This is a genomic window from Pseudoxanthomonas sp. Soil82, assembly GCF_040446535.1.
Lineage (GTDB): Bacteria > Pseudomonadota > Gammaproteobacteria > Xanthomonadales > Xanthomonadaceae > Pseudoxanthomonas > Pseudoxanthomonas kaohsiungensis.
Genome location: NZ_JBEAAK010000002.1, coordinates 167678 through 192093, shown reverse-complemented (window position 1 = coordinate 192093; position 24416 = coordinate 167678). Strand labels below are relative to the sequence as shown.

The 24416-nt window shown below is 70.3% G+C and carries 24 protein-coding genes; 13 read left to right on the top strand and 11 right to left on the bottom strand.

The window, feature by feature from the left end; translation table 11 throughout:
• Nucleotides 1-2 precede the first annotated feature (2 nt).
• On the bottom strand, nt 3-1448 hold the full coding sequence (zwf, locus tag ABKA19_RS06345) for a glucose-6-phosphate dehydrogenase (RefSeq protein WP_353688198.1): 1446 nt from the start codon (nt 1446-1448) through the stop codon (nt 3-5).
• A gap of 412 nt (nt 1449-1860) precedes the next feature.
• On the opposite strand from zwf, the gene ABKA19_RS06340 reads away from it, so the two are divergent.
• On the top strand, nt 1861-2940 hold the full coding sequence (locus ABKA19_RS06340; RefSeq protein WP_353688197.1) for an ABC transporter ATP-binding protein: 1080 nt from the start codon (nt 1861-1863) through the stop codon (nt 2938-2940).
• Between the two features lie 100 nt (nt 2941-3040).
• Here ABKA19_RS06340 and ygfZ read toward each other — a convergent pair whose 3' ends face one another.
• Nucleotides 3041-3919, bottom strand: a complete 879-nt coding sequence (gene ygfZ / locus ABKA19_RS06335) for a CAF17-like 4Fe-4S cluster assembly/insertion protein YgfZ (protein WP_502945729.1) — start codon at nt 3917-3919, stop codon at nt 3041-3043.
• 41 nt (nt 3920-3960) lie between these two features.
• Between ygfZ and ABKA19_RS06330 the strand changes: the two genes are divergently transcribed.
• From ABKA19_RS06330 to ABKA19_RS06310, 5 genes are all read left to right on the top strand, one after another.
• Nucleotides 3961-4137 carry a DUF1674 domain-containing protein gene (locus ABKA19_RS06330; RefSeq protein WP_353688195.1) on the top strand — a complete coding sequence of 59 codons (177 nt, stop codon included), beginning with the start codon at nt 3961-3963 and terminating at the stop codon, nt 4135-4137.
• A gap of 54 nt (nt 4138-4191) precedes the next feature.
• Complete coding sequence (sdhC, locus tag ABKA19_RS06325; RefSeq protein ID WP_353688194.1) at nt 4192-4584, top strand: succinate dehydrogenase, cytochrome b556 subunit; 393 nt, start codon at nt 4192-4194, stop codon at nt 4582-4584.
• Entirely contained in the window at nt 4581-4973 is a 393-nt protein-coding gene (gene sdhD / locus ABKA19_RS06320) for a succinate dehydrogenase, hydrophobic membrane anchor protein (protein WP_353688193.1), read from the top strand. The genes sdhC and sdhD overlap by 4 nt, the downstream gene beginning before the upstream one ends.
• A gap of 24 nt (nt 4974-4997) precedes the next feature.
• Nucleotides 4998-6788, top strand: coding sequence for a succinate dehydrogenase flavoprotein subunit (gene sdhA, locus ABKA19_RS06315; protein WP_353688192.1), 1791 nt, complete (start codon nt 4998-5000; stop codon nt 6786-6788).
• 98 nt (nt 6789-6886) lie between these two features.
• Nucleotides 6887-7669 (top strand): succinate dehydrogenase iron-sulfur subunit, encoded by a 783-nt coding sequence (locus tag ABKA19_RS06310; RefSeq protein ID WP_162375707.1) that lies wholly within the window; start codon nt 6887-6889, stop codon nt 7667-7669.
• Nucleotides 7670-8456: 787 nt separating this feature from the next.
• Here the strand turns inward: ABKA19_RS06310 and ABKA19_RS06305 are convergent.
• Genes ABKA19_RS06305 through cyoA form a run of 7 tightly spaced genes read right to left on the bottom strand, consistent with a single transcriptional unit; the run spans nt 8457 to nt 15361 of the window.
• On the bottom strand, nt 8457-9002 hold the full coding sequence (locus tag ABKA19_RS06305; protein ID WP_353688191.1) for a response regulator transcription factor: 546 nt from the start codon (nt 9000-9002) through the stop codon (nt 8457-8459).
• Nucleotides 8995-10335 (bottom strand): ATP-binding protein, encoded by a 1341-nt coding sequence (locus ABKA19_RS06300; protein ID WP_353688190.1) that lies wholly within the window; start codon nt 10333-10335, stop codon nt 8995-8997. The genes ABKA19_RS06305 and ABKA19_RS06300 overlap by 8 nt, the downstream gene beginning before the upstream one ends.
• A complete protein-coding gene (locus ABKA19_RS06295; protein ID WP_353688189.1) occupies nt 10325-11146 on the bottom strand; it encodes an SURF1 family protein in 822 nt (273 codons plus the stop codon). The genes ABKA19_RS06300 and ABKA19_RS06295 overlap by 11 nt, the downstream gene beginning before the upstream one ends.
• Nucleotides 11147-11175: 29 nt before the next feature.
• A complete protein-coding gene (cyoD, locus tag ABKA19_RS06290; protein ID WP_353688188.1) occupies nt 11176-11598 on the bottom strand; it encodes a cytochrome o ubiquinol oxidase subunit IV in 423 nt (140 codons plus the stop codon).
• The gene (gene cyoC / locus ABKA19_RS06285; protein WP_353688187.1) at nt 11598-12242 is read right to left on the bottom strand and encodes a cytochrome o ubiquinol oxidase subunit III; all 645 of its coding nucleotides are present in this window, start codon (nt 12240-12242) and stop codon (nt 11598-11600) included. The genes cyoD and cyoC overlap by 1 nt, the downstream gene beginning before the upstream one ends.
• Complete coding sequence (gene cyoB / locus ABKA19_RS06280; protein WP_353688186.1) at nt 12235-14247, bottom strand: cytochrome o ubiquinol oxidase subunit I; 2013 nt, start codon at nt 14245-14247, stop codon at nt 12235-12237. Before cyoB ends, cyoC begins: the two co-directional genes overlap by 8 nt.
• 58 nt (nt 14248-14305) lie before the next feature.
• A complete protein-coding gene (cyoA, locus tag ABKA19_RS06275; protein ID WP_353688185.1) occupies nt 14306-15361 on the bottom strand; it encodes a ubiquinol oxidase subunit II in 1056 nt (351 codons plus the stop codon).
• A 198-nt stretch (nt 15362-15559) separates the two neighbouring features.
• Between cyoA and ABKA19_RS06270 the strand changes: the two genes are divergently transcribed.
• From ABKA19_RS06270 to lolD, 5 genes are all read left to right on the top strand, one after another.
• Nucleotides 15560-16903 (top strand): MFS transporter, encoded by a 1344-nt coding sequence (locus ABKA19_RS06270; protein ID WP_353688184.1) that lies wholly within the window; start codon nt 15560-15562, stop codon nt 16901-16903.
• A 276-nt stretch (nt 16904-17179) separates the two neighbouring features.
• Nucleotides 17180-17449: an FAD assembly factor SdhE gene (locus ABKA19_RS06265; protein ID WP_502945728.1), complete on the top strand. Its 270-nt coding sequence runs from the start codon at nt 17180-17182 to the stop codon at nt 17447-17449.
• A complete protein-coding gene (locus ABKA19_RS06260; RefSeq protein ID WP_353688183.1) occupies nt 17433-17855 on the top strand; it encodes a hypothetical protein in 423 nt (140 codons plus the stop codon). Before ABKA19_RS06265 ends, ABKA19_RS06260 begins: the two co-directional genes overlap by 17 nt.
• A 46-nt stretch (nt 17856-17901) precedes the next feature.
• The gene (locus tag ABKA19_RS06255; protein ID WP_353688182.1) at nt 17902-19143 is read left to right on the top strand and encodes a lipoprotein-releasing ABC transporter permease subunit; all 1242 of its coding nucleotides are present in this window, start codon (nt 17902-17904) and stop codon (nt 19141-19143) included.
• A complete protein-coding gene (gene lolD / locus ABKA19_RS06250) occupies nt 19136-19882 on the top strand; it encodes a lipoprotein-releasing ABC transporter ATP-binding protein LolD (RefSeq protein WP_353688181.1) in 747 nt (248 codons plus the stop codon). Before ABKA19_RS06255 ends, lolD begins: the two co-directional genes overlap by 8 nt.
• A gap of 174 nt (nt 19883-20056) precedes the next feature.
• Here the strand turns inward: lolD and ABKA19_RS06245 are convergent, their stop codons facing one another.
• Both ABKA19_RS06245 and ABKA19_RS06240 read right to left on the bottom strand, forming a co-directional pair.
• On the bottom strand, nt 20057-20287 hold the full coding sequence (locus ABKA19_RS06245; protein WP_353688180.1) for a PspC domain-containing protein: 231 nt from the start codon (nt 20285-20287) through the stop codon (nt 20057-20059).
• Nucleotides 20288-20418: 131 nt separating this feature from the next.
• Nucleotides 20419-20706, bottom strand: coding sequence for an Rdx family protein (locus ABKA19_RS06240; protein ID WP_353688179.1), 288 nt, complete (start codon nt 20704-20706; stop codon nt 20419-20421).
• Between the two features lie 344 nt (nt 20707-21050).
• Between ABKA19_RS06240 and ABKA19_RS06235 the strand changes: the two genes are divergently transcribed.
• Nucleotides 21051-23420, top strand: a complete 2370-nt coding sequence (locus ABKA19_RS06235; RefSeq protein WP_353688178.1) for a DNA internalization-related competence protein ComEC/Rec2 — start codon at nt 21051-21053, stop codon at nt 23418-23420.
• Between the two features lie 296 nt (nt 23421-23716).
• Nucleotides 23717-24412, top strand: a complete 696-nt coding sequence (locus ABKA19_RS06230) for a MotA/TolQ/ExbB proton channel family protein (RefSeq protein ID WP_353688595.1) — start codon at nt 23717-23719, stop codon at nt 24410-24412.
• Nucleotides 24413-24416: the final 4 nt, after the last annotated feature.

Sequence of the window (24416 nt, the reverse complement as noted above, 5' to 3'; positions counted from 1 at the left end):
GGTCAGGTCCCGCGGCTGGCCGGGCGCCCGACCGCGTCGAACTCGGCCGGCAGGTAGGCGTTGGCGTCGTGCGGGCCCCAGGTGCCGGCGGGGTAGTACTGCATGGGCACGTGGCCGCTCTTCCAGGCGTCGACCACGCTGTCGGTCCAGGCCCAGGCCGCCTCGACCTCGTCGTTGCGCACGAACAGGGCGTGGCTGCCGTGCAGTGCGTCCAGGAACAGGCGCTCGTAGGCGATGCGGCGGTTGTGGCCCGGCTGCGAGGACAGCTCCAGCTCCAGCGGATGCAGCTCCAGCGTGCCCCATTCGGGGCCGGCCAGGCTGCTCATCAGGCCCAGCTCGATGTCCTCCTGCGGCTGCAGGCGGAAGGTCAGGCGGTTGGGCGCGGCATGGGCGCCGTCGGGACGCTCGAACAGCCAGTGGGTGACCGGCTTGAGCGTCACCGTGACCACGGTCGACCGCTCGGCCATGCGCTTGCCGGTGACCAGGTGGAACGGCACCCCGGCCCAGCGCCAGTTGTCGATGTGGGCGGTGACGCCGACGAATGTTTCGACATCGCTGTCATCCGGAGGCGTGTAGGCCTGCACCGGGGCGCCATCGATCGTGCCGGCGATGTAGCGGCCGCGCACGCTGTGGCGCTGCGCTTCGGCGGCGCTGAACGGACGCATCGCGCGCAGCACCTTGACCTTCTCGTCGCGGATCCGGTCGGCGCCCAGCGAGGCCGGCGGCTCCATCGCCACCAGGCACAGCAGCTGCAGGATGTGGCTCTGGACCATGTCGCGCAGCGCGCCGGAGCGTGCGTAGTACGAGTTGCGGCCGTCCACGCCCTCGGTCTCGGAGACCAGGATGTTGACCGAGTCGATGTAGTTGCGGTTCCACACCGCTTCCAGCAGCGTGTTGCCGAAGCGCAGCGCCAGCAGGTTCTGCACCGCCGCCTTGCCCAGGTAGTGGTCGATGCGGAAGATCCGGTCCTCGTCGATCAGCCGGCCGATGGTGGCATTGATCTCGCGCGCCGAATCCAGGTCGTGCCCGATCGGCTTCTCCAGCATCAGCCGGTTCGGCGCCTTGAACGCGCCGCCCAGGGCCAGGCCTTCGCAGGTGCTGATGTACAGGCCCGGCGGGATCGACAGGTAGCTCACGCAGGGACGGTCGACCATGTCGCGCACCGCGTCGGCCACCGATTCGGGCGTGCGCATGTCGACCGAGCGGTAGTCCACGCGCGCCAGGAACTGCTCGACCTGATCGTCGCTGGGCGAGTAGTGGGCCAGGTTGGCGAAGCGCTCGCGCAGGATCTCGCGGAACTTGCCGGTGTCGTGCGGCGACAGCGCCAGCGCACGCACGCGGAAGTCCTCCGGCAGCAGCCCGTCGCCCTGCAGGCGCAGCAGCGAGGGGAACAGGTAGCGCTGCGCCAGGTCGCCGGTGGCGCCGAACAGCAGCAGGGTGTCATGCATCCGGTGGGCTTCCGTGGCGTGTGGCATCGGTTCCGTGGCTTCTTTCGGTGGGGGCGTGCCCGGGGACGGGCGTGGTGGCGGGGCGTCCGGGTGCTCCGTGCGGCCGTGCCTTAACTTGGGAAATATGGCGGTCCGCCGCGCTTCTTGTCCAGTGGTCAAAACCGTGTCCACGGAAACGGTAGCCAACATCCTGCCGCGCATGGTCGCCGAGGTCCTTCGCGGGCCCGTAGCGCGCCGCCGCAGGGATGGGTCGTCGATGCGCAGGCGTTGTCGCGCGGGCCAGCGGCGGTAGCTCGCCATTGCGCTGCCAGGTGCGTCCGGTCGCCAGCGGATGCTGCCGCGTGACATCATCGGAGCGGCCGGGCGGAGGTCGCGCGCGCGGGCCATGCATACGTATTCCCGGGAGGTCACGATGGCGGGTCTTCAGCTGGACCAGGTCCGCAAGGTCTACGGCAACGGCCAGGTGGCGGTGCACGGCGCCACCTTCGAGATCGCCGATGGCGAACTGATGGTGCTGGTCGGTCCGTCCGGCTGCGGCAAGTCGACGCTGCTGCGGATGATCGCCGGGCTGGAGGAGATCACGTCGGGCACCCTGCGCATCGGTGAGCGGGTGGTCAACGACGTGGAGCCGAAGGATCGCGACATCGCCATGGTCTTCCAGAGCTATGCGCTGTATCCGCACATGACCGTCGCCGAGAACCTCGCCTTCGGCCTGAAGCTGCGCGGCACCCCGCGCGCCGAGCTGGACCGGCGGGTAGCCGACGCGGCGGCGATGCTGGGCCTGCAGGACATGCTCGGCAAGCGCCCGCGGGAAATGTCCGGCGGCCAGCGCCAGCGCGTGGCGCTGGGCCGGGCGCTGGTGCGCGAGCCGTCGGTGTTCCTGCTGGACGAGCCGCTGTCCAACCTCGACGCCAAGCTGCGCCATTCCACCCGCACCGAGATCGCGCGGCTGCACCAGCGCCTGGGCACCACCATGGTCTACGTCACCCATGACCAGGTCGAGGCGATGACCCTCGGCCAGCGGATCGTGGTCCTGGACGCGGGCCGCATCCAGCAGATCGATACGCCGATGGCGCTGTACGAGCGGCCGGCCAACCTGTTCGTGGCCGGCTTCCTCGGCAGCCCGGCGATGAACGTGCTCGAGGGCGAGCTGCGCGCGGCCGACGGCCTGCGACTGGTGCTGGACGGGCAGGGCGACGTGCCGCTGCCGGGCGCGGAGGTCCCCGGCGCCTGGCTCGGTCGGCGCGTGACCCTGGGCGTGCGCCCGGAGCACCTGCTGCCGGCGGCCGGGGAGGGACTGCAGGCGCGGGTGGACGTGGTCGAGCCGGTCGGCAGCGAGGCCTTCCTGCACCTGGATTTCGCCGGCCGCGCGCTGGTCTCGCGCCTGCCGCCCCAGGGCCTGCCCGAACCCGGCACCCGGTTGAGCCTGCGCGCCGATCCGGCGCACCTGCACTTCTTCGATCCGGGCAGCGGCCTGCGCCTGGCGGCCTGAGCGTCTTCTCGCCGCGCCAGGCGGCCTGCATCCGAACGTCATGCGGTGGGCACGGCCCGCTGCCCGCGACCGGCGGGGCAGGCCCGCCGCTCCGGGTCGCTCAGCGCGCCAGCCCTTCCACGAACGGTTCCACACGCGCTTCCGCATCGCCCACCTGCAGCGGGACGTCTGCGCGCTCCAGCGGCACCACCGCCAGGGCGTAGCGGGGCGACCGGCCCGCCGCGCTGGCCAGGCTTCCGATCGCCTGGCCGGCCTGGACCACCGCGGCGCCCGGCTCGGCGGCGTCGGCCACCTGCAGCAACAGCAGCTCACGCTTGGCCCGCCCCAGGAAATGGGTGCGGGCGACGATCTCCTGGCCCGGATAGCAACCCTTCTTCACGCTGAAGGCCGCCAGCCGGTCTAGGGCCAGCTGCTGCGGGGTCCATTGTTCGCGCTGCGACGGCGGCAGGCGCGGCAGGCCCAGGCGCAGGTCGGCGACCGACCAGGCCTCGGTCGACGCTGGTTCGGTGGCGCCAGGTCCGCCCGCCAGGCGCAGCGTACGCGGCAGCGCGGCCGTGCCGTAGTCCAGCTCCAGGCCGTTGGCTTCGTCGCCGGCCAGCAGCGGTCCGCGCGCCTGCGCGGGCGCGGCGAAGGCGCCGGCCACGCGCAGGTCGGGCCGGGCGGCGAGCGTGACCTTGCGCCGGAACACGTAGCGACGAAGCGCATCGGCCAGCTCCGCCGCATCGACGTCCGGCAGCACCAGCCGCAACGCATGCTCGCCGGTGCGCAGCAGCGCGAATACGGCCAGGACCCGTCCCTTGGCGGTGAGCCAGGTGCTCCATTGCCAGTGCCCGACGGCGAGCGCGGCCACGTCGCTGGAAAACTGCGCGTGGGCGAACGCGATCGCCTCCGGGCCCTCCAGCGCGAGCACCGAATGGTCGTCGAGCGGGAAAAAACCCGGCGGATTCAAGGGGGATACGAAAGGCTGGTTGTCAGGCACGTTGACCGGGGCTTAAAATTTTGTGCGTTGCAAGGAGTCCCATGATAGGTCAAAGCCCCGCGGTTCCCGAGCCTGCCGGCGCGCCGGAGGATGGAACACTGCCGCCCGCCGACCGCGACGCGGGCAAGTCCAGGCCGCGGGAGTTCGGCGGGCGCGACGGACCGGAGCCGACCCGCTACGGTGATTGGGAAAAGAACGGACGCTGCGTCGACTTCTGACGCCGCGCCAACAGCCACGCGGCCCGATGCCGCACAGCCGAGACGAACCTGCCGATGAGCAGCCGCGAACGCCCCCTGTCACCGCACCTGCAGGTGTACCGCTGGCAGATCCAGATGGTGACCTCGATCCTGCACCGCGCCACCGGCATGGTTCTGGCCGTCGGTGCCCTGGTCATCGCTGCAGGCCTGCTGTCCCTGATGCTCGGCCCCGATGCCTGGGCCTGCTTCACCGGCGTGGCCGGCGCCTGGTACGGCAAGGTGTTCCTGTTCGGCTGGAGCTGGGCTTTCAGCTACCACATCTGCAACGGTGTCCGCCACGTCGTGCAGGACTTCGCCATCGGCTTCAGCATCCCGGCCTTCATCCGCAGCAGCTGGATGTCGGTGGTCGGCAGCCTGGCGATCACCGCCGCGATCTGGACCCTTGCGCTGAATGGAGGTGCCGCATGAGTACGGGCAACAGGTTCCGCACGCCGCTGAAGGACGTGCGCGGGCTGGGGTCGGCCAAGACCGGCACCGAGCATTTCATCCGCCAGCGCCTGACCGCTACCGCACTGGCGCTGCTGGGCCTGTGGTTCGTCTGGTTCGTCATCGGCCTGGTCGGCAGCGACTACCTGACCGCGGCCGACGAGGTGTCGCGGCCGTGGAATGCCGTGCTGCTGGTCGGCTTCCTGGTGGCGATGTTCTGGCACGCGCAGCTCGGCCTCCAGGTGATCCTCGAGGACTACATCCACCATTCGCTGCTCGCCCTGGTCCTGCAGACCGGCGTGAAGTTCATCGCGGTGCTCGGCGCGATCGTCAGCATCTTCGCCGTCGCCCGCATCGCGCTGGCCGGCTGAGCCGCGCAAAGGAATACAGACCCGATGTCCGCCTACAAGATCACCGAACACAAGTACGACATGGTCGTCGTCGGCGCCGGTGGCGCCGGCCTGCGCGCCACCTTCGGCCTGGCCCAGAAGGGCCTGCAGACGGTGTGCCTGACCAAGGTCTTCCCGACCCGCTCGCACACCGTCGCCGCGCAGGGCGGCATCTCCGCCGCGCTGGGCAACATGGGCGAGGACGACTGGCGCTACCATTTCTTCGACACCATCAAGGGTTCGGACTGGCTGGGCGACCAGGACGCGATCGAGTACATGTGCCGCGAGGCGATCCCTGCGATCATCGAGCTGGAGCACTACGGCGTGCCGTTCTCGCGCACCGAGGAAGGCAAGATCTACCAGCGCCCGTTCGGCGGCATGACCACGCGCTTCGGCGAGGGCCCGCCGGCGCAGCGCACCTGCGCGGCCGCGGACCGCACCGGACACGCCATGCTGCACACGCTGTACCAGCAGTCGCTGGCGCACGACGCGCGCTTCATGATCGAGTACTTCGCGCTGGACCTGATCTTCGACGAAGAGGGCGCCTGCCGCGGCGTGCTGGCGCTGGACATGGCCGAAGGCTCGCTGCACCTGTTCCGCGCCCAGGGCGTGGTGCTGGCGACCGGCGGTTACGGCCGCGCGTACTTCAGCGCCACCTCGGCGCATACCTGCACCGGCGACGGCGGTGGCCTGGTGATGCGCGCCGGCCTGCCGATGCAGGACATGGAATTCGTGCAGTTCCACCCCACGGGCATCTACGGCGCCGGTTGCCTGATCACCGAAGGCGTGCGCGGCGAAGGCGGCATCCTGCGCAACTCCAGCGGCGAGCGCTTCATGGAACGCTACGCGCCGCACTACAAGGACCTGGCCTCGCGCGACGTGGTCAGCCGTTCGATGACCATCGAGATCCGCGAAGGCCGCGGCGTGGGCGAGCACAAGGACCACATCCTGCTCGACCTGACCCACCTGGGCCCGGAAGTGATCAACGAGAAGCTCCCGGGCATCGCCGAGAGCGCGCACATCTTCGCCGGCGTGGACGTGACCAAGCAGCCGATCCCGGTGATCCCGACCGTGCACTACAACATGGGCGGCATCCCGACCAACTACCACGGCGAGGTGGTACGCAAGGTCGGCGACAACCCCGACGCGGTGGTGCCGGGCCTGTACGCGATCGGCGAGGCGGCCTGCGTGTCGGTGCACGGCGCCAACCGTCTGGGCTCCAACTCGCTGCTGGACCTGGTCGTGTTCGGCCGCGCTGTGGCCAACCGCTGCGCCGAGACGATCAGGAAGGGCGCCCCGCACAAGCCGCTGGCCCCGGACGCCTGCGACAAGGCGCTCTCGCACCTGGACAAGCTGCGCCATGCCGACGGTGATACCCCCACCGCGGTGATCCGCGACCGGATGCAGCGGACCATGCAGTCCGACGCGGCGGTGTTCCGCACCAGCAAGACCCTGGCCGAGGGCTGCGCGAAGATGAAGGACATCTTCGCCAGCTTCGAGGACGTGAAGGTCTCCGACCGCTCGCTGGTCTGGAACTCCGACCTGATCGAGACCTACGAGCTGCACAACCTGCTGCTCAATGCGGTGGCCACGATCAACTCGGCCGAGCAGCGCCACGAGAGCCGCGGCGCGCACGCGCACGAGGACTACCCCGAGCGCGACGACGCCAACTGGCAGAAGCACACGCTGGTCACCGTCGACGACAAGGGCGGCTGCAGCTTCGACTACCGGCCGGTGCACATGTACACGCTCAGCGACGACGTGGCCGTGGTGCCGCCGAAGCCGCGCGTGTACTGAGGCCGCGATGCAGCGCCAGACCGCCACCCTCCACGACGCACGCGGCACCGCGCGCGCCACGCTCGCACCGCGGGCCGCCTGAGCCAACGAGATCAGCCATGGCAGAGTTCAGTCTCCCGAAGAATTCCACGGTCCGGAAGGGCAAGCACTTCCCGGCCAAGGGCGCGAAGAACCCGCGCACCTTCAAGGTCTACCGCTGGAGCCCGGACGACGGCGCCAATCCGCGCACCGACACGTACGAGGTCGACCTGGCCGCGTGCGGGCCGATGGTCCTGGACGCGCTGATCAAGATCAAGAACGAGATCGACCCGACCCTGACCTTCCGCCGGTCCTGCCGCGAGGGCATCTGCGGTTCGTGCGCGATGAACATCGACGGCACCAACACGCTGGCCTGCACCAAGGCGATCGCCGACTGCGGCAAGGCCGAGGTGCCGATCTACCCGCTGCCGCACATGAGCGTGGTCAAGGACCTGGTCCCGGACCTGACCCATTTCTACGCGCAGTACGCTTCGATCAAGCCGTGGATCCGCACGCAGACGCCGGCGCCGCCGGATCGCGAGCGGCTGCAGTCGCCGGAGGACCGCAAGAAACTGGACGGCCTGTACGAGTGCATCCTGTGCGCCTGCTGCTCGACCAGCTGCCCCAGCTACTGGTGGAACGGCGAGCGTTACCTGGGCCCGGCGATCCTGCTGCAGGCCTACCGCTGGATCATCGATTCGCGCGACGAGGACACCGGTGCGCGCCTGGACGACCTGGAAGATCCGTTCAAGCTCTACCGCTGCCACACCATCATGAACTGCGCGCGGACCTGCCCGAAGGGCCTCAACCCGGCGCTGGCAATCGCCGAGATCAAGAAGCTGATGATGGCGCGCCGCGCCTGATGCGCGGTTGATTCGAGCTACTGGGAAAAGCCCGGCATCGCCGGGCTTTTTTTTGGGCCTTGTTCCGGGCCGCGTGTCGGGCGGGCGACGCTGGAAGCGCGGGGCTGTTGGTTGCCTGGCTGGAGCCTTGGCGCATGACCTGAACGAACGAACGCCGGCGTTGGAGGGCTGCTCGGAGTAGCGGCTTTTGGCGCTGGCTGGTTGAAGCGTCGGCTTCGGAAGGGGCCGCCGCGCCCTGGGGAGAGGGCCCATCCCTCGGGACGACATCCTGTCTTTACTCGGGTCGTGGCACATCCATGTGCCACTTGGACCCTCTCCCCAGGACACGGCGTCCTCGGGGATCTTCGGGGTCGTGGCTTCGATTCATGGAGTGACTTTGGTCAGCGACAGCGCATTGCCGTTTGCTTCATTCTTCGCGAAAAGCCTGATCGCTCGAAGCGTTGCAATGATCGAAGCCACGTCCCTGACGCGCCGAAAGGACGCCGTTCTGTCGCCGTGGGGGTCGAGCGGCACAGGGATGTGCCGCGGTCGCGAGCTGAGGCAGGGACGCCGGTGCGAGCGACGACCCCCATGGCGGCAGAGCGGCGGCCCCCTCCGGAGCCGACCCCGCCGCTGCTCTTGGCCCAGCTACCCACAAAGGGCGCATGCACCGTCTTGCACCGAATGGAACAGCCTATGCCTTCCGTCGTTGACTCATGCGAGCTGCCCAGTCGGACGACGCGCCGTTAACCGGAGGCAGGGGATTCGCCACGATTTCGAGCGGCGCGGCGCCGCGACGATCGGGCGCCTACTTGACCTGCTGCTTGCCCAGCTTGCGCGCCAGCGTGCGCCGGTGCATGCCGAGGCGGCGGGCGGTTTCCGAGACGTTGAAGCCGGTCTCGGCCAGCACCTCGTGGATGCGCTCCCACTCCAGGGTCTTGATCGACGTGGGGCGCTCGCCCAGGCCGACCTGGGCGTTGCCCTCGGCGCGACCGAACGCGGCTTCGATGTCGTCGGTGTTGGACGGCTTGGCCAGGTAGTGGCACGCGCCGAGCTTGATTGCCTCCACCGCGGTGGCGATGCTGGCATAGCCGGTGAGCACCACGATCAGCATCGCCGGATCGTGCGCATGCAGCGCCTGCACGCAGCTCAGCCCGGAGCTGCCGCCCGCCAGCTTCAGGTCGACCACGGCGTAGCCCGGGGCGAAGTCGAGCAGCGCCTGCTCCAGTTCGGCCTGGCCGGTGGCGTGGCGGACTTCGTAGCCACGCCGTTCGAAGGAACGGATCAGGGTGCGGGCGAACGCTTCGTCGTCCTCGACGACCAGCAGGCGGCGCGGCGTGGTGTCTTCAGCCATCGATCGATCCGTCCAGTTGTTCCGGGGGCAGGGCCAGCGCGGACAGTGGCAGTTCCAGCACCACCTCGGCGCCGCGCGGGACGCGGTTGGCCGCATACAGGCGGCCGCCGAAGCTGCGGGCGACATTGAGCGAGAGGAACAGGCCCAGGCCGCCGCCCGGGCGCCCTTTGCTCGAATTGTAGGGCTTGCCGAAGTTGGCCAGGGTCTCGGCGGTGAAGCCCGTTCCGGCATCGCTCACCTTCAGGCGCAGCGTCTCGCCGTCCTCGCCCTGGCGGCTGACCTCCAACCCGACCCAGTCCGGCGAGGCCTCCAGCGCGTTGTCCAGGATGTTGCCGATCATCTGCTTGAGCCCGGAATCGGAGACGATCGGCAGGTCCTGGTCGAGGTGGCGGCGGTAGTCGAGCACGCCGACCGGGCGCGTGGCGCTCCATTCGCTGACCAGCTCGTCCAGGAACACCGCCAGGGTGGTCTGTGCCGGCGCCTCTCCGCGGGTGTCGCCAGCCGACAGCAGGATGCCGGTGACGATCGCCTTGCAGCGCGCCAGCTGGGTCTGCATCTCGTCCAGGTCCTGCTGCAGCTCGGGGTGTTCGGTGAACGGGGCCATGCGCCGCCAGTCGCCGAGCAGCACCGAGAGCGTGGCCAGCGGCGTGCCCAGTTCGTGCGCGGCCCCGGAGGCCAGCAGGCCCATGCGCACGATGTGTTCCTCCTCGGCCGCCTGCTGGCGCAGGTCGGCCAGGCGCGCATCGCGCACGCGCAGGATCCGGGCGATGCGGCCGATGAACAGCCCGGCCAGCACCGCGGTGAGCAGGAAGCAGGCCAGCAGGCCCTGGACGTAGGCATCGCCGATGCCCTGTTCGGGATTGGCGGCGATGGTGACCGGGCCGGGAAAGACCACCAGCCCGAGCACCCCGGCGCAACTGGCCGCCACCACCACCCAGGCGGCCCAGCCCGGCAGCAGCACCGCGCCGACCGCCACCTGCAGCAGGAACAGGAACACGAACGGATTGGTGATGCCGCCGCTCAGGTACAGCTGCGCGGTCAAGGCCGCCACGTCGACCAGCAGTGCCGCCAGCAGTGCCGCATCGCCCACGTCCTGGCGCGGGCGCCAGTAGAGCAGGCTGGCCAGGTTGAAGGCGGCCAGGCAGGCGGCGACGCCGAGCATCGTCGCCAGTGGCAGGGCGATCCCAAGCACGAAATGGACGAACAGGATGGTGGCCAGCTGCCCGACCAGCGCGATCCAGCGCAACTGGATCAGCTGCTGCATGTTGCGCACGCCGGCGCCACGGGCGGTATCGGTGCGGGCCGACTCGATCGCCTGGCGTTTATCGGGCACGCGGGTTGTCGCCGTCCGCCGCATCGTTGGCCTCCGTGGCCCGGTTCGAGCGCCAGCGCCGGCGGATGCGCACCTCCTCGAGCGCGAAACGCCACGCGCCGCCGGCCACCAGCAGGGCCAGCGCGAACCAGGTCAGCGCGTAGCCCAGGTGGTTGTCGCGGAACCGTACCACCGTCAGGCCGCCGCGCGGCCAGGGCGAGCCGGCCTGCGCCGCCGAGGCCGCGTCCGCATCGACGAAGTAGGGCGCCGCACCGGCCAGGCCTCGATGGGCGGCGATCGCCGCCACGTCGCGGGAATACCAGCGTTCCTGCGCCGGCACATTGTCGCGCAGGAAGCCACCCCCCGGTTCGGTCAGGCGCAGCAGCCCGGTGACTTCGACCGGACCGTTCGCCGGTGCGGGCGCCTGCCAGTCTTCGGGCACGTAGCCCAGGTTGACCAGGACCACGCTGCCGTCGTCGCGCCGCAGCGGCCGCAACAGCCAGCGCCCGGCGCCGGCTTCGGTCACCGCCTGCACGCGGGTGTCCGCGCCGGCGATCCATTCGCCGCGCAGGCGCACGCGCCGGTATTCGTGGTCCCGGGCGGGCGTGGCCGCCCAGCGCGCCGCATCGGGGGCGGCCACCGGCTCGGCGTGGACGCGGGCGTCCACGCGGGCGATCAAGTCCTGCTTCCAGTGGAGCCGTTGCACCTGCCAGGCGCCGAGCGAGGCGAACAGGGCCAGCCCGCAGGCGAAGGCGATGGCGAGCAGGGCCAGCGCGAACGGGCCGCGCGGCGAGCGCGGCACGTCGTCGCCGCGCTGTCCCGTCCCGGGCATCGGGGCCGGTCCGAGGGCGAGGCCGCGGTTCAGGGCTGGACCCGCGCCTCGTGCGGCGACATCGGCATCATGTTCGCGTTGAGGTGGTACATGACCCACAGCGAGCCCGATAGCACGATCACCACCAGCACCACGGTGAAGATCAGCGCGAGCATGTTCCAGCCACCCTCGGAACGGGCGTTCATGTGCAGGAAGTACACCATGTGGACGACGATCTGGACCGCGGCGAAGCCGAGGATCACCGCGGCGGTCATGCCCGCGCTGGCGATGACCCCGTTCATCACCAGCCAGAACGGGATCGCGGTGAGGATCACCGACAGGACGAAGCCGGTGACGTAATCGCGCATCGTGCCGTGCGCGGCCTCGACATGGTCGTCGTGGCCATGGTCGCCGTGCGCTTGCCCGGCATGGCCGTGGCCGTCGTGCGCGTGCGGGTCGTCGGGACGGCTCATCACAGCACTCCCATCAGGTAGACGAAGGTGAACACGCCGATCCAGACCACGTCCAGGAAGTGCCAGAACATGGACAGGCACAGCAGCCGGCGCTGGTTGGCCGCGTGCAGGCCGTAGCGCTGCACCTGCACCATCAGCACCACCAGCCAGACGATGCCGAAGGTCACGTGCAGGCCGTGGGTGCCGACCAGGGCGAAGAACGAGGACAGGAACGCGCTGCGCTGGGGCCCGGCGCCCTGGTGGATCAGGTGCGAGAACTCGTACAGCTCGATCCCGAGGAAGGCCAGGCCGAACAGGCCGGTGATCGCCAGCCAGGCCAGCACGCCGGGGATGTTGCGGCGTTGCATCGACAGCATGGCGAAGCCGTAGGTGATCGAGGAGAACAGCAGCATCGCCGTGTTGACCGCGATCAGCGGGAGGTCGAACAGGTCCGCCCCGGTCGGGCCGGCGGCGTAGCTGCGGCCGAGCACGCCGTAGACCGCGAACAGGCAGGCGAAGATGAGCAGGTCGCTCATCAGGTAAAGCCAGAAGCCGAGCAGGGTGCCCTGCTGCGGGTGGTGTTCGCCGGACAGGTCGTAGTACTGGACCGGTGGGCTGGCCGGCGGCACGGCGTCGGCGGTGGTCAGGGCGATCGCGTCAGACATGGGCGTTCAGCAGGGCGGTGCGCTGCTCCTCGGTCCGGGCCACCGTTTCGGCCGGGATGTGGTAGTCGCGCTTGTAGTTGAAGGTGTGCACGATCGTGGCGACCAGGGTGGCGGCGAACGAGGCGATCACCAGCCACCAGATGTGCCAGACCAGGGCGAAGCCGAGCACGGTGCTCAGTCCGGCCAGGACCACGCCGGCGGCGGTGTTCCTGGGCATGTGGATCGGCAGGAAGCCGGACAGCGGGCGCCTGGCGCCGCGTTGCTTCATGTCCCACCACGCATCGTTGTCGTGCACCACCGGGGTGAAGGCGAAGTTGTACTCCGGCGGCGGCGAGGAGGTGGACCACTCCAGGCTGCGCGCGTCCCACGGGTCGCCGGTGACGTCGCGCAGCTGCTCGCGCTTGCGGAAGCTGACGAAGATGCAGATCAGGAAGCAGGCGATGCCGATGGCCACCAGCACCGCGCCGAAGGCGGCGATCTGGAACCAGATCTGCAGCGAGGGATCGGTGAAGTGGCTGACCCGGCGGGTCACGCCCATCAGGCCGAGCACGTACAGCGGGGTGAAGGCGAACCAGTAGCCGGCCAGCCAGAACCAGAACGACATCTTCCCCCAGAAGTCGTCGAGCTTGAAGCCGAACGCCTTCGGGAACCAGAAGGTCATGCCGGCGAACAGGCCGAACACCACGCCGCCGATGATCACGTTGTGGAAGTGGGCGACCAGGAACAGGCTGTTGTGCAGGACGAAGTCGGCCGGCGGCACCGCCAGCAGCACGCCCGTCATGCCGCCGACGACGAAGGTGACCATGAAGCCCATGGTCCAGAGCATCGGCACCTCGAAGCGGATGCGGCCGCGGTACATGGTGAACAGCCAGTTGAAGATCTTCGCGCCCGTGGGGATCGAGATGATCATCGTGGTGATGCCGAAGAACGAGTTGACGCTGGCGCCAGAGCCCATGGTGAAGAAGTGGTGCAGCCACACCAGGTAGGACAGCACGGTAATCACCACCGTGGCGTAGACCATCGAGCTGTAGCCGAACAGGCGCTTGCCCGAATAGGTGGCCACGATCTCGGAGAACACGCCGAACAACGGCAGGATCAGGATGTATACCTCCGGGTGGCCCCAGATCCAGATCAGGTTCACGTACATCATCGGGTTGCCGCCGAGGTCGTTCGTGAAGAAGTTGGTCCCCACGTAACGGTCCAGCGCCAGCAGCGCCAGCACCGCGGTCAGCACCGGGAAGCTGACCACGATCAGCACGTTGGTGCACAGCGCCGTCCAGGTGAAGACCGGCATGCGCATCAGGGTCATGCCCGGCGCGCGCATCTTGACGATGGTCACGATCAGGTTGACGCCCGACAACAACGTGCCCAGGCCCGCTATCTGCAGCGCCCAGATGTAGTAGTCCACGCCCACGTCGGGGCTGTAGTCGATGCCCGACAGCGGCGGGTAGGCCAGCCAGCCGGTCTTGGCGAACTCGCCCACGAACAGCGACAGCATGACCAGCACCGCGCCGGCGGTGGTCATCCAGAAGCTGAAGTTGTTGAGGAACGGGAAGGCGACGTCGCGGGTGCCGATCTGCAGCGGCACCAGGTAGTTCATCAGGCCGGTGACCAGCGGCATGGCCACGAAGAAGATCATGATCACGCCGTGGGCGGTGAACACCTGGTCGTAGTGGTGCGGCGGCAGGTAGCCCAGGTTGTCGCCGAACGCCATCGCCTGCTGCAGGCGCATCATCAGCGCATCGGCGAAGCCGCGCAGCAGCATCACCAGGCCCAGCACCATGTACATGATGCCGATCTTCTTGTGGTCGATGCTGGTGAACCAGTCGCGCCACAGCGTGCCCCACAGCTTGTAACGGGTGATCAGCGCCAGCACCGCGATGCCGGCCAGCATCGTGCCGATGAACGCCGACAGGATCACCGGGTCGTGCAGCGGGAACGATTCCCAGCCCAGGTAGCCGGTCAGCGGGTTGTAGGGCGCGGAAGTGGAGTGGGGGGAGGACATCGCTTGCAGTTTCCGTCGTCAGGCCGCCGGCGCGGGCGCGGGCGGCGGCGTGGTCCGCTCAGGGAGCGAGGCGGGAAAGGGAGGTGTTCAGGCCGGCGGCCGGGGCGTCGGTGGAGGCGCACATGGCCGACTGCACGTAGCGGCGGCCGCGCAGGTCGCCGGTGCGGCGCGCCTCCAGGCCTTCGATCCCGGTGCGGCCGGGGCCGTTGCCGGCGTCGATCGCCATCATCTCGTGCATGCACATCCGGCGCGGGTCGACGCAGCGGTTGAGGATGGCGTCGAACATGCCGTCCTCGACGCTGCCGAAGTGCCGAACCGGCTCGCGCTCGCTGGGCTTTTCCAGCGCCAGGTAGGCCTCGCGGTCGAGCTTGCCGCCGGCGCGCGCGCGGGCCACCCACTCGTCGAAGCCGGCGCCGTCCAGCGCATGGAAGCGGAAGCGCATGCCCGAGAAACCGGCGCCGCTGTAGTTGGCCGAGAAGCCTTCGTACTCGCCGGGCGAGTTCATGACCGCGTTCAATTCGGTCTGCATGCCCGGCATGGTGTAGATCATGCCGGCCAGCGCCGGCACGTAGAACGCGTTCATCACCGTGGACGAGGTGAGCTTGAACTGGATCGGCCGGTCCACCGGCGCGGCCAGCTCGTTGACCGTGGCGATGCCCTGTTCGGGATAGAGGAACAGCCACTTCCAGTCCAGCGCCACCACCTCCACCACCAGCGGCTCGGTGCCTTCCGGCAGCGGGCGGCCCTCGGCGATGCGGTCCAGCGGGCGGTACGGATCCAGGGTATGGGTGCTGATCCAGGTGATCGCGCCCAGGGCGATGATGATCAGCAGCGGCGCGGCCCAGATCACCAGCTCCAGCTGCAGCGAGTGGTCCCAGTCCGGCTTGTAGGTGGCGGCCTTGTTCGAGGCCCGGTAGCGCCAGGCGAAGAACAGGGTCAGGGCGATCACCGGGACGATGATGATCAGCATCAGCAGCGTAGCGACGATGATCAGGTCGCCCTGCTGCCGGGCGATGTCGCCGGGCGCGTTGAGCAGGATGGTGTTGCAGCCGGCCAACGGAGCGACCAGTCCGGCTGCCAGCAGGAGCCGGCGCAGGTGCATGATGGTGGACATCTGAATAGGGGCTGGTGGGGGTCTCAGCGGCCGCCACTTTACTCCTGCCGCGTTAACACGACGATTGGGCGTTTTGTCCTATGGTCGCGGCGGGCCATCGGTGGGAACCTGTGCCGCCGGCCCCGGCCCGGTGGCGCACGCCTCCGCCACGCAACCCGGTGTAGCCTCCCCCCGCAGGCACAGCACACTCCCATCGCGATGTCCTCCATTCCCGCGTCCAGCCCCGCCGCCTCTCCCACGGTTTCCGTCCACGGACAGGATCCGGCGTCCCATGCCCAGGTCGCCCCCGGCGAGATCGCCGTGGGCGTGGTCATCGGCCGCATCTCCGAATACTTCGACTTCTTCGTATACGGCATTGCCTCGGCGCTGGTGTTCCCGAAGGTGTTCTTCCCGTTCGCCGAGCCGCTGCAGGCCACGCTGTATTCGTTCATGGTGTTCGCCCTGGCGTTCGTCTCGCGGCCGCTCGGCACGGTACTGTTCCTGTGGATCCAGGACCGCTGGAGCCGCGGCACCAAGCTGACCGCCGCGCTGTTCCTGCTCGGTACCAGCACCGCCGGCATCGCCTTCGTGCCCGGCTACGAGAAGGTGGGTGCACTGGCCATCGTCCTGCTGATCCTGTTCCGCACCAGCCAGGGCGTGGCCCTGGGCGGTTCCTGGGACGGCCTGCCGTCGTTGCTGGCGCTCAACGCGCCCAAGCACCGCCGTGGCTGGTACGCCATGCTCGGCCAGCTCGGCGCGCCGGCCGGCTTCATCGTCGCCGCCGCGCTGTTCGCGTTCCTGTATTCGAGCCTGTCCAACGCCGACTTCTACGACTGGGGCTGGCGCTATCCGTTCTTCGCCGCCTTCGCGATCAACGTCGTGGCGCTGTTCTCGCGCCTGCGCATCGTGGTCACCCACGAGTACGAGCAGCAGATGGGCGAGCGCGAGCTCGAGCCGGTGCCGGTGTCGGAGCTGTTCCGGGTCAAGGGCCGGCACGTGGTCATCGGTGCGTTCGCCGCGCTGGCCAGTTACGCCATCTTCCATGTCGTCACGATCTTCCCGCTGTCGTGGATCCAGCTGTACACCGAGCAGAACATCAGCCGCTTCCTGATGGTGCAGGTGGTGGGCGGGTTCCTGGCGATGGGCGGCGTGCTGGCCTCCGGCGTGATCGCCGACCGGGTGGGCCGGGTGCAGACCCTGGCCGCCACAGCGGTGGCGATCGCGGTGTTCAGCGGCTTCGCCCCGACCCTGCTGGGTGGCGGTCCGGGTGCGCAGCAGCTGTTCATGCTGATCGGCTTCGTCCTGCTCGGGCTGTCCTACGGGCAGGCCTCCGGTGCGGTGACCCGCAATTTCGGTTCGCGCTACCGCTACACCGGGGCGGCGCTGACCACCGACCTGGCGTGGCTGATCGGCGCGGCGTTCGCGCCGCTGGTGGCGCTGGTGCTGGCGGCCGAATTCGGCCTGCCGTACGTGGGCCTGTACCTGCTGTCGGGTGCGCTGGCGACGCTGGCGGCGCTGGTGGTCAACCGCCGGCTCAAGCAGCGCGAGGCGGCGCAGGGCTGATCGCGGGCGAGGCCTAAGCGCCGGACCAGCGGTGACGTGGCCATTCGTGGTGGTACGAGGCGCCGTCGCGCCGGTGTCGATGCCGGCCGCGGGTGGGCGCAGGCTCGCGCCTGTTGCTTGCCGGCGCGCGACGCGCACGTGCCTGCGAGTCGCCACCCGCAATGATGAAGTGGGCGAATGCGGGCTCGGCGTCAACGTGTCGCCCATGAAGGCGGGCGCCTACACAAAACGGCGGTGCCGCCGGCACAATGGTGGCTCGCTTGCAACGCTGCTCCGATGACCGACCTTCCGCCCGACATCGATCCCGCCGCCGACCTGCGCCGCATCCGCTGGCGCTGCCGGCGCGGGATGCGCGAGCTGGACCAGCTGTTCGAGCGCTGGCTCGTACACGCCTATCCGGCTGCGACCGACGCCCAGCGGGGTGTTTTCCTGAGGCTGCTCGATTGCGAGGACGATAGGCTGTGGCGCTGGTTCATGGGCTACGAGGCCTGTCCGGATGTCGAACTCGCCGACCTCATCGCCCGGATCCGTGCCCTGCCGGCTTGAATGGCGCCCTTCGTGCTGGCTGCTGGCGTTGCTGGCGCTGATCTCCGGCCTGGCACCGGCGGCGATACTCGGATCGGACCTGCCGGGTGCTTGGGCCTGGCCGCTGGCCGCCGCTGCGGCGTGCCGGGGCTTGTGGCTGCTGCGGCGCGAAGCGGCCAGGCCCCATCGCCGGTTGGTCCTCGCCGGCCATGCAGGGGGGGCGGACAGCCTGGACGGCGAGCACCTGCACGACTGCCGGGTGCGGTGGCGAGGACCGCTGGCGTTCGTCCATGCCGTGCAAGCCGATGGCCACCACGCGCGCCTGGTGTGGTGGCCGGACACGCTGCCGCCGCCGCTGCGGCGTGAACTGCGGCTGGCCGTCGCCGCGCGCGACGCTTCGCGCGGCGACCGGCCGATGGCACCATAGCGGCCATCGACCGCCGGGGTGAGCCGGCAACGGACACCCTCGGCCCATGTTCAAACCCGTCCCCGTGGCCATTGGCCTGCGCTACCTGCGGGCCAAGCGCCGCAACGGCTTCATCTCCTTCATCTCGCTGGCCTCGATCCTCGGCATCGCCCTGGGCGTCACCGTGCTGATCACCACCATGGCGGTGATGAGCGGGTTCCAGAAGGAGATCCGCGACCGCCTGCTGCAGTTCGCCGCCCACGCGACCGTGGTCGCCGACGGGGTGCCGATGCAGGACTGGCAGCACGCGCTGGACGTGGCGGCCGCGGACCCGCGCGTGGCCGGCGCGGCGCCGTTCATCGAGACCGAGGCGCTGCTGTCGGGCCCGCGCAAGCAGCCGGCGATGGTCCGCGGCATCGTGCCGGCGCTGGAAGACCAGGTGTCGGTGCTGGCGGAGAAGATGAAGCGCGGCTCGGCCGATACCCTGGCCGACGGCAGCTACAACATCCTCCTGGGCCAGGAACTGGCGCTGTGGCTGGGCGTGGACTTGGGCGACCAGGTCACGGTGATGCTGCCGGAGTTCCAGGGCTCGCCGATCGGGGCGATGCCACGCTACAAGCGCTTTACCGTCAGTGGCGTGTTCGAGGCAGGCTACAACGACATCGACCGCGGCCTGGCCGTGGTCCACATGGCCGACCTGCAGCGGGTGCTGCGCATGGACGGCGCCAGCGGCGTGCGCTTGATGCTGCACGACATGAACCAGGCCTACGAGGTGGCGCGCGACCTGGCGCTGAAGTTGCCGGGTTACTACCGGGTCAGCGACTGGACCCGCGAGAACGCCAACCTCTACCAGTCGCTGAAGATGGAAAAGACGGTGATGGGCATCCTGCTGTCGCTGATCATCCTGATGGGCGCCTTCACCCTGGTGAACTCGCAGGTCATGCTGGTCACCGACAAGCAGGCCGACATCGCGATCCTGCGCACGCTCGGCCTGACCCCGGGCGGCGTGATGCAGGTGTTCATGGTCCAGGGCACGCTGATCGGCATCATCGGCACGGTGCTGGGCTTCATCGGCGGCGTGACCCTGACCTGGAACCTGGAACGGATCCTCGACGGCATCGAAGCGCTGTTCAACGTGACCCTGCTGCCGGAGGACGTGTACTACATCACCGGCCTGCCGACCGACATGCAGACCAACGACGTGGTCCTGACCCTGGTGGTGGCGCTGGTGATGAGCTTCCTCGCCACCCTGTACCCGGCTTGGCGCGCCGCGCGCACCCAGCCGGCGGAGGCGCTGCGCTATGAGTGAGAACCCCAACGCCACCGGAGCGGGCACCGTGCACGAATCCAGCGAGGCTCTGCGCGCCGAAGGCCTGGGCAAGACCTACGCCGAAGGCAGGATGAAGACCCACGTGTTCGACGGCCTGGACCTGCATGTGAACGCGGGCGAGACCGTGGCGATCGTCGGCGCCTCGGGCGTCGGCAAGAGCACCCTGCTGCACCTGCTCGGGGGCCTGGACACGCCCAGCGCCGGCGAGGTCTACGTGGCCGGGCAGAAGATGTCGACGCTGTCGGACGCGCAGCGCGGCCGACTGCGCAACCGCGCGCTGGGATTCGTCTACCAGTTTCACCACCTGCTGCCGGAGTTCACCGCGCTGGAGAACGTGATGATGCCGGTGCTGCTGGCCGGCGGCGAAGTCGACGATGCGCGCGCGCGCGCCGGCTCGCTGCTCGAGGCGGTGGGCCTGGGGCATCGCCTCGGCCACAAGCCCGGCGAGTTGTCCGGCGGCGAGCGGCAGCGTGCGGCGGTGGCGCGCGCGCTGGTCAACCGTCCGGCCTGCGTGCTCGGCGACGAGCCGACCGGCAACCTCGACGAGAAGACCGCGGCCACGGTGTTCGAGCTGATGCTCGAGCTCAACCGCGCCCAGCGCACCAGCCTGGTCCTGGTCACCCACGACCGGCGCCTGGCGCGCCGGCTCGACCGGGTGCTGGAGCTGCACGAGGGCAAACTGCGCGAGCTGTCGCCGCACGACCTGCAGGCCGCCTGACTGTCCGGGCGGCGCCCCGATGCCGGGGTGGAACGCTTCGGCGGCAGTCCGCTTGCCAGGAGCCCGCGCTGCGAGGGGGCCATCGCGCGTGGCCTGGCCCGAAGTCGCACGACGCTCCCACCGCGTCCGCCGGAATCCTGCTAGCCGGGGAGCAGGCGGCCTGCGCCGGCATCGCTAGGGGGCCGGCTCGTCCGCCACCACCACCGGCGCCACGGGCGCGCGTGGCATCAGGATCCACAACGCCACGTAAGCCACCAGGCCACAGCCCAGGCCCACAGTGGTGGCGATGAATGCCACCCGCCACAACCAGGAAGGCACGGGCGTGTGTTCGCCCAAGCCGCCGCACACGCCGCCGAACCATGCGTCGCGTCGCGAGCGCTGCAGGTCCCTGAAATTCCACTCCATCGCCGCCTCCCGCCGGCGGCGTGGCGCCGGTCCGCAGACAGCGTGGCCGCTCGCGCGGCCGCCCGCCGTCGGACGATGCCGCGACGCGGCGTAGGAAACGGCGCATCGGCGTGCCGACCGCCGCGCACGCGTCAGCCCGGGCCCGCGTCCGGGCGATCCAGGTGGCCCAGTAGCCGCCCGGGTGCCACCCGGTCGCGCACGCGCCGCTTGAGTTCGGCGATGTCCGGGAAGCCGCCGTCGGCTGCCCGCGACCAGACCGCCGCGCCGTCGACCCGTACTTCGAAGATGCCGCCGTCGCCAGGGCATAACGAGAGCGAAGCGATCTCCCGCTCGAAGGTGGTCAGCAGTTCCTGCGCCATCCACGCCGCGCGCAACAGCCAGCGGCAACGGGTGCAATAGACGATCTCGATCCGGTGCATCAGGTCGGGTCCTCGGGAGGCGTCGGCGGCCCGTCGGCGCCTGCGACCCACGGCCGCGCCCGATGGTCGCCGCGGGCCCGCCAGCGCGTCCAGTGGGAAGCCCGCGGAGAAGTCCGAGCCGTCGGCACAGGCTTGTCCGATCGCCGGCGCCTGGCCGGCGGCGGCACGATGGAACACGACGGCTTCAGGGACGAAGCGGCGATGAACGATCCGGGCGCGGGCAGGAGTGCGGGCGTGTGGCCGTGGTTGGGCGATGGCTGCGGCCGGCGCCTGCCGGTCCGTGCGCCGCGGGCACGCACCAGGCGGCCGCAGGCGGGGGGCGCGCGGGATGCCGGAGGTTGGTCGTGAGCGCCGATGGCTCGCTCGACCATGGATCGGGCGATCACGCTACCGCGGCCGCCACGGTGCCGCCCGCCCTGGGCCCGGCCTGCGTGTGCGGCCTGCTCGCCGGAACGGTGACCTGCCTGTTCCTCCCCTGGCTGGTACCTGCGGCAGCCGGTGGGCTCCTGCTGCTCGCCGGCCTGGCCGGCTGGGCGGCGCGCTGGCGCGGACGCGCGTTGGCCGCGGGATTGGCGGGTGCCGGCTGGGTGGCGCTGCACGCCGGCTGGGCATTGGGCAGCTGGCTGCCGCCCGCCTGGGAGGGACGCGAGTTGAAAGTAACCGGGCAGGTACTGGGCCTGCCATCGCACGAGGCCCGGCGGACCCGCTTCGAGTTCCGGATCGACGGGGACGCACCCGCCCCGGTCGCGGGACGGCGGGTCCGTCTGGCCTGGTACGACGACTTCGGCGCGACCGGTCCGGGACCGCGGCTTGCCCTGGAGCCGGGCGCGCGCTGGAGCTTCCCGCTCAAGCTCCGCGCGCCGCACGGACTGGCCAATCCCGGGGGCGCCGACGCCGGTCGCCACGCCCTGGCCCAGCGCATCGCCGGCACCGGCTACGTGCGCAACCCGCAACTGGCGCGCGAACTGGCGCCGGCAACGGGGCTGGATGCCTGGCGTGCGCGCATCGCCTCCCGGATCGACGCGCAGGTGCCAGCGGCCTCGTCGCGATTCGTGCGCGCGCTGGCGCTGGGCGATACCCGCGGCCTGGATGACGGCGACTGGGAAACGCTGCGCGCGGTCGGGCTCACCCACCTGGTCGCGATCTCCGGTTTCCATGTCGGCCTGGTCGCCGGGTTCTGCGCCTGGCTGGCGATGGCCGGGTGGTGGCTGTGGCCGCGGCTGGGCCTGTTCCTGCCGCGCCCGCATGCCGCGGCGCTGGCCGCGATGGCCGGTGCCGCCGGCTACGCGGCGGTCGCCGGTTTCGCCCTGCCGACCGTGCGTACCGCGCTGATGATCGCGGTGGTGGCCGGCGCGCGCCTGGCGCGCCGGCCGCTGGGTGCCTGGCAGGCGCTCGCCCTGGCGCTGCTAGCAATCCTGCTGTTCGATCCGCTGGCCGTGCTGCAGGCGGGCTTCTGGCTCAGCTTCGCCGGAGTGGCCTGGCTGGTCTGGTGCCTGCCCACCGAAGGCGGCCGCCGCTGGCTGCGCGATTTCCTCTCGGCGCAGGGCGTGGCCACACTCGGCCTGTTGCCGCTGGGGGCAGTGCTGTTCCTGCAGGCGTCGCTAGCCGGACCGCTGGCCAACCTGCTCGCGGTGCCGTGGTGGAGCCTGGTGGTGGTGCCACTGTCGCTGCTGGGCACGGCGCTGGAAGCCGTCCATGACGGCGCGGGAGCATGGGCCTGGCGCGCGGCCGGCGCGTGCTTCGCTCCGAGCTGGCAGTTGTTCGAACGCATGGCGGCCAGTCCCTTCGCCCTGTGGTGGCTGCCGGAGGCCGAAGCGTGGGCGCTGCCAGTGGCGTTGCTCGCGGCATTCTGGCTGCTGTTGCCGCGCGGGGTTCCGGGCAAGGGCCTGGCGCTGCTGCTCTGGTTGCCGCTGCTGTGGCCGCCGCGGGAGCTGCCCGCACCGGGTGGGGTCGAGTTGCACGTGCTGGACGTGGGGCAGGGGCTCGCGCTGGTGGCGCGGACCTCGCGCCACGTTCTGCTCTACGACGCCGGGCCGGCCGTGCACGATGGCTGGGACGCCGGCGAGCGGGCGGTGGTGCCGGCCCTGCGCGCGCTCGGCATCACCCGCGTGGACCGGGCGGTACTCAGCCACGGCGACCTCGACCATGCCGGCGGCTGGCCCGCGATCCAGCGGACGCTGCCGACAGGGTCGTCGTCGGGGCCTGAAGGGGGCCCGGTGCAGGTGGATCGTCCCTGCAGGGCAGGAGAAGGCTGGGAATGGGATGGGGTGCGCTTCGCCTTCCTGCACCCCACCGCGCATTTCCCGTACCTGCGCAACGAGTCCAGCTGCGTGTTGCGGATCGAATCGGCCCACGGCGCGGTGCTGCTCACCGGCGACATCGGCGAGGTGGTGGAGCGGCGCCTGCTGCGCGACCCGCGGCGCCTGCGCGCCGAGGTGGTGGTGGTCCCGCACCATGGCAGCGACGAATCGTCCTCCGGCGCCTTCGTCGCCGCCACCGGGGCACGCCTTGCGCTGGTCTCGGCCGGCCGCGGCAACCGCTTCGGGCACCCGCGCGAGGCGGTGGTCCGGCGCTGGCGGCACCATGGCGCCGAGGTGCTGGCGACACCGCGATCCGGTGCGATCAGGGTCTGGCTCGACGCAGATGGCCTGTCGCTGCGGGAGCGCCGCGCCTGGCGTCGCCGCCTCTGGTATCCCGACGACCCGCCGCCCTAGCCGCCGATGCACAACCGCCCGTGCCTGCCCGGTCTTCGCCTGCGCGCCGTCGCCAGCTCCCGTGTCGGCGAAGCCCGGAAGCCGCGCCGGACCGGGCCATGCGACTGCCGGCGGACCTCCCATCGGCATGGCGCCCGGTCGCGGATGCCCGACGCGCCCCTGCCGAGGCGGCGCATGCACCGTCCACTGTTAACGTGCGCCGGTCCTCAGCCCCGGCGCGCCGGGCTGGCGCCGGGGCCGTCTTTGCCGTCATCCTTACGCCTCGTCGATAGGGCCCGGTGCCGGAGGTGGTTCAGGTGTGGGAGCTGGTCAAGGCCGGTGGATGGCCGATGCTGCCGTTGCTGCTGCTGGGCGTGGCGGCCCTGGCGATCATCCTGGAACGGCTGTGGAGCCTGCGCCGCGCCGAGGTCATGCCGCCGAAGCTGGGCGAGGAAGTCCGCAACTGGGCCGCGCGCGGCCAGCTCGACCCGGCCCACATCGAGTCGCTGCGCCGCAACTCGCCGCTGGGCGCGTTGCTGGCCGCGGCCCTGGACGTGCGCCACAAGCCACGCGAGGTGATCCGCGAGCGGCTCGAGGACACCGGCCGGCACCTGGTTTTCAGGATGGAGAAGTTCCTCAGCGCGCTCGGCACCATCGCCTCGGCCGGTCCGCTGCTGGGCCTGCTGGGCACCGTCGTGGGCATGATCCAGATGTTCCTGGGCATCCTCGACCATGGCCTGGGCGACGTGAACCAGCTTGCCGGCGGCATCGGCAAGGCGCTGGTGTGCACGGCGACCGGCATGATCATCGCGGTGCCGGCGCTGATCTTCCACCGCTTTTTCCGCAGCCGCATCGCCGGCTACGTGATCGAGATGGAGCAGGAGGCCACGGCGCTGCTCGATGCCCTGGACACCGCCCGCCCGGCGCCGCAGGTGTCGCCGGCCGCGACCGCGCAGGCGGCGGCCCGCGTGGCCGGCGCGCGCCCGGCGCCGCCCGCACCGGCCCGCGGCTGAGCCT

What these genes read in the sequence shown, in the direction of transcription:
- zwf (WP_353688198.1), bottom strand. Translation starts at nt 1,448, where the DNA reads ATGCATGACACCCTGCTGCTGTTCGGCGCCACCGGCGACCTGGCGCAG.
- ABKA19_RS06340 (WP_353688197.1), top strand. Translation starts at nt 1,861, where the DNA reads ATGGCGGGTCTTCAGCTGGACCAGGTCCGCAAGGTCTACGGCAACGGC.
- ABKA19_RS06330 (WP_353688195.1), top strand. Translation starts at nt 3,961, where the DNA reads ATGATAGGTCAAAGCCCCGCGGTTCCCGAGCCTGCCGGCGCGCCGGAG.
- sdhC (WP_353688194.1), top strand. Translation starts at nt 4,192, where the DNA reads ATGAGCAGCCGCGAACGCCCCCTGTCACCGCACCTGCAGGTGTACCGC.
- sdhD (WP_353688193.1), top strand. Translation starts at nt 4,581, where the DNA reads ATGAGTACGGGCAACAGGTTCCGCACGCCGCTGAAGGACGTGCGCGGG.
- sdhA (WP_353688192.1), top strand. Translation starts at nt 4,998, where the DNA reads ATGTCCGCCTACAAGATCACCGAACACAAGTACGACATGGTCGTCGTC.
- ABKA19_RS06310 (WP_162375707.1), top strand. Translation starts at nt 6,887, where the DNA reads ATGGCAGAGTTCAGTCTCCCGAAGAATTCCACGGTCCGGAAGGGCAAG.
- ABKA19_RS06305 (WP_353688191.1), bottom strand. Translation starts at nt 9,002, where the DNA reads ATGGCTGAAGACACCACGCCGCGCCGCCTGCTGGTCGTCGAGGACGAC.
- ABKA19_RS06295 (WP_353688189.1), bottom strand. Translation starts at nt 11,146, where the DNA reads ATGCCCGGGACGGGACAGCGCGGCGACGACGTGCCGCGCTCGCCGCGC.
- cyoD (WP_353688188.1), bottom strand. Translation starts at nt 11,598, where the DNA reads ATGAGCCGTCCCGACGACCCGCACGCGCACGACGGCCACGGCCATGCC.
- cyoC (WP_353688187.1), bottom strand. Translation starts at nt 12,242, where the DNA reads ATGTCTGACGCGATCGCCCTGACCACCGCCGACGCCGTGCCGCCGGCC.
- cyoB (WP_353688186.1), bottom strand. Translation starts at nt 14,247, where the DNA reads ATGTCCTCCCCCCACTCCACTTCCGCGCCCTACAACCCGCTGACCGGC.
- cyoA (WP_353688185.1), bottom strand. Translation starts at nt 15,361, where the DNA reads ATGTCCACCATCATGCACCTGCGCCGGCTCCTGCTGGCAGCCGGACTG.
- ABKA19_RS06270 (WP_353688184.1), top strand. Translation starts at nt 15,560, where the DNA reads ATGTCCTCCATTCCCGCGTCCAGCCCCGCCGCCTCTCCCACGGTTTCC.
- ABKA19_RS06265 (WP_502945728.1), top strand. Translation starts at nt 17,180, where the DNA reads ATGACCGACCTTCCGCCCGACATCGATCCCGCCGCCGACCTGCGCCGC.
- ABKA19_RS06255 (WP_353688182.1), top strand. Translation starts at nt 17,902, where the DNA reads ATGTTCAAACCCGTCCCCGTGGCCATTGGCCTGCGCTACCTGCGGGCC.
- lolD (WP_353688181.1), top strand. Translation starts at nt 19,136, where the DNA reads ATGAGTGAGAACCCCAACGCCACCGGAGCGGGCACCGTGCACGAATCC.
- ABKA19_RS06245 (WP_353688180.1), bottom strand. Translation starts at nt 20,287, where the DNA reads ATGGAGTGGAATTTCAGGGACCTGCAGCGCTCGCGACGCGACGCATGG.
- ABKA19_RS06240 (WP_353688179.1), bottom strand. Translation starts at nt 20,706, where the DNA reads ATGCACCGGATCGAGATCGTCTATTGCACCCGTTGCCGCTGGCTGTTG.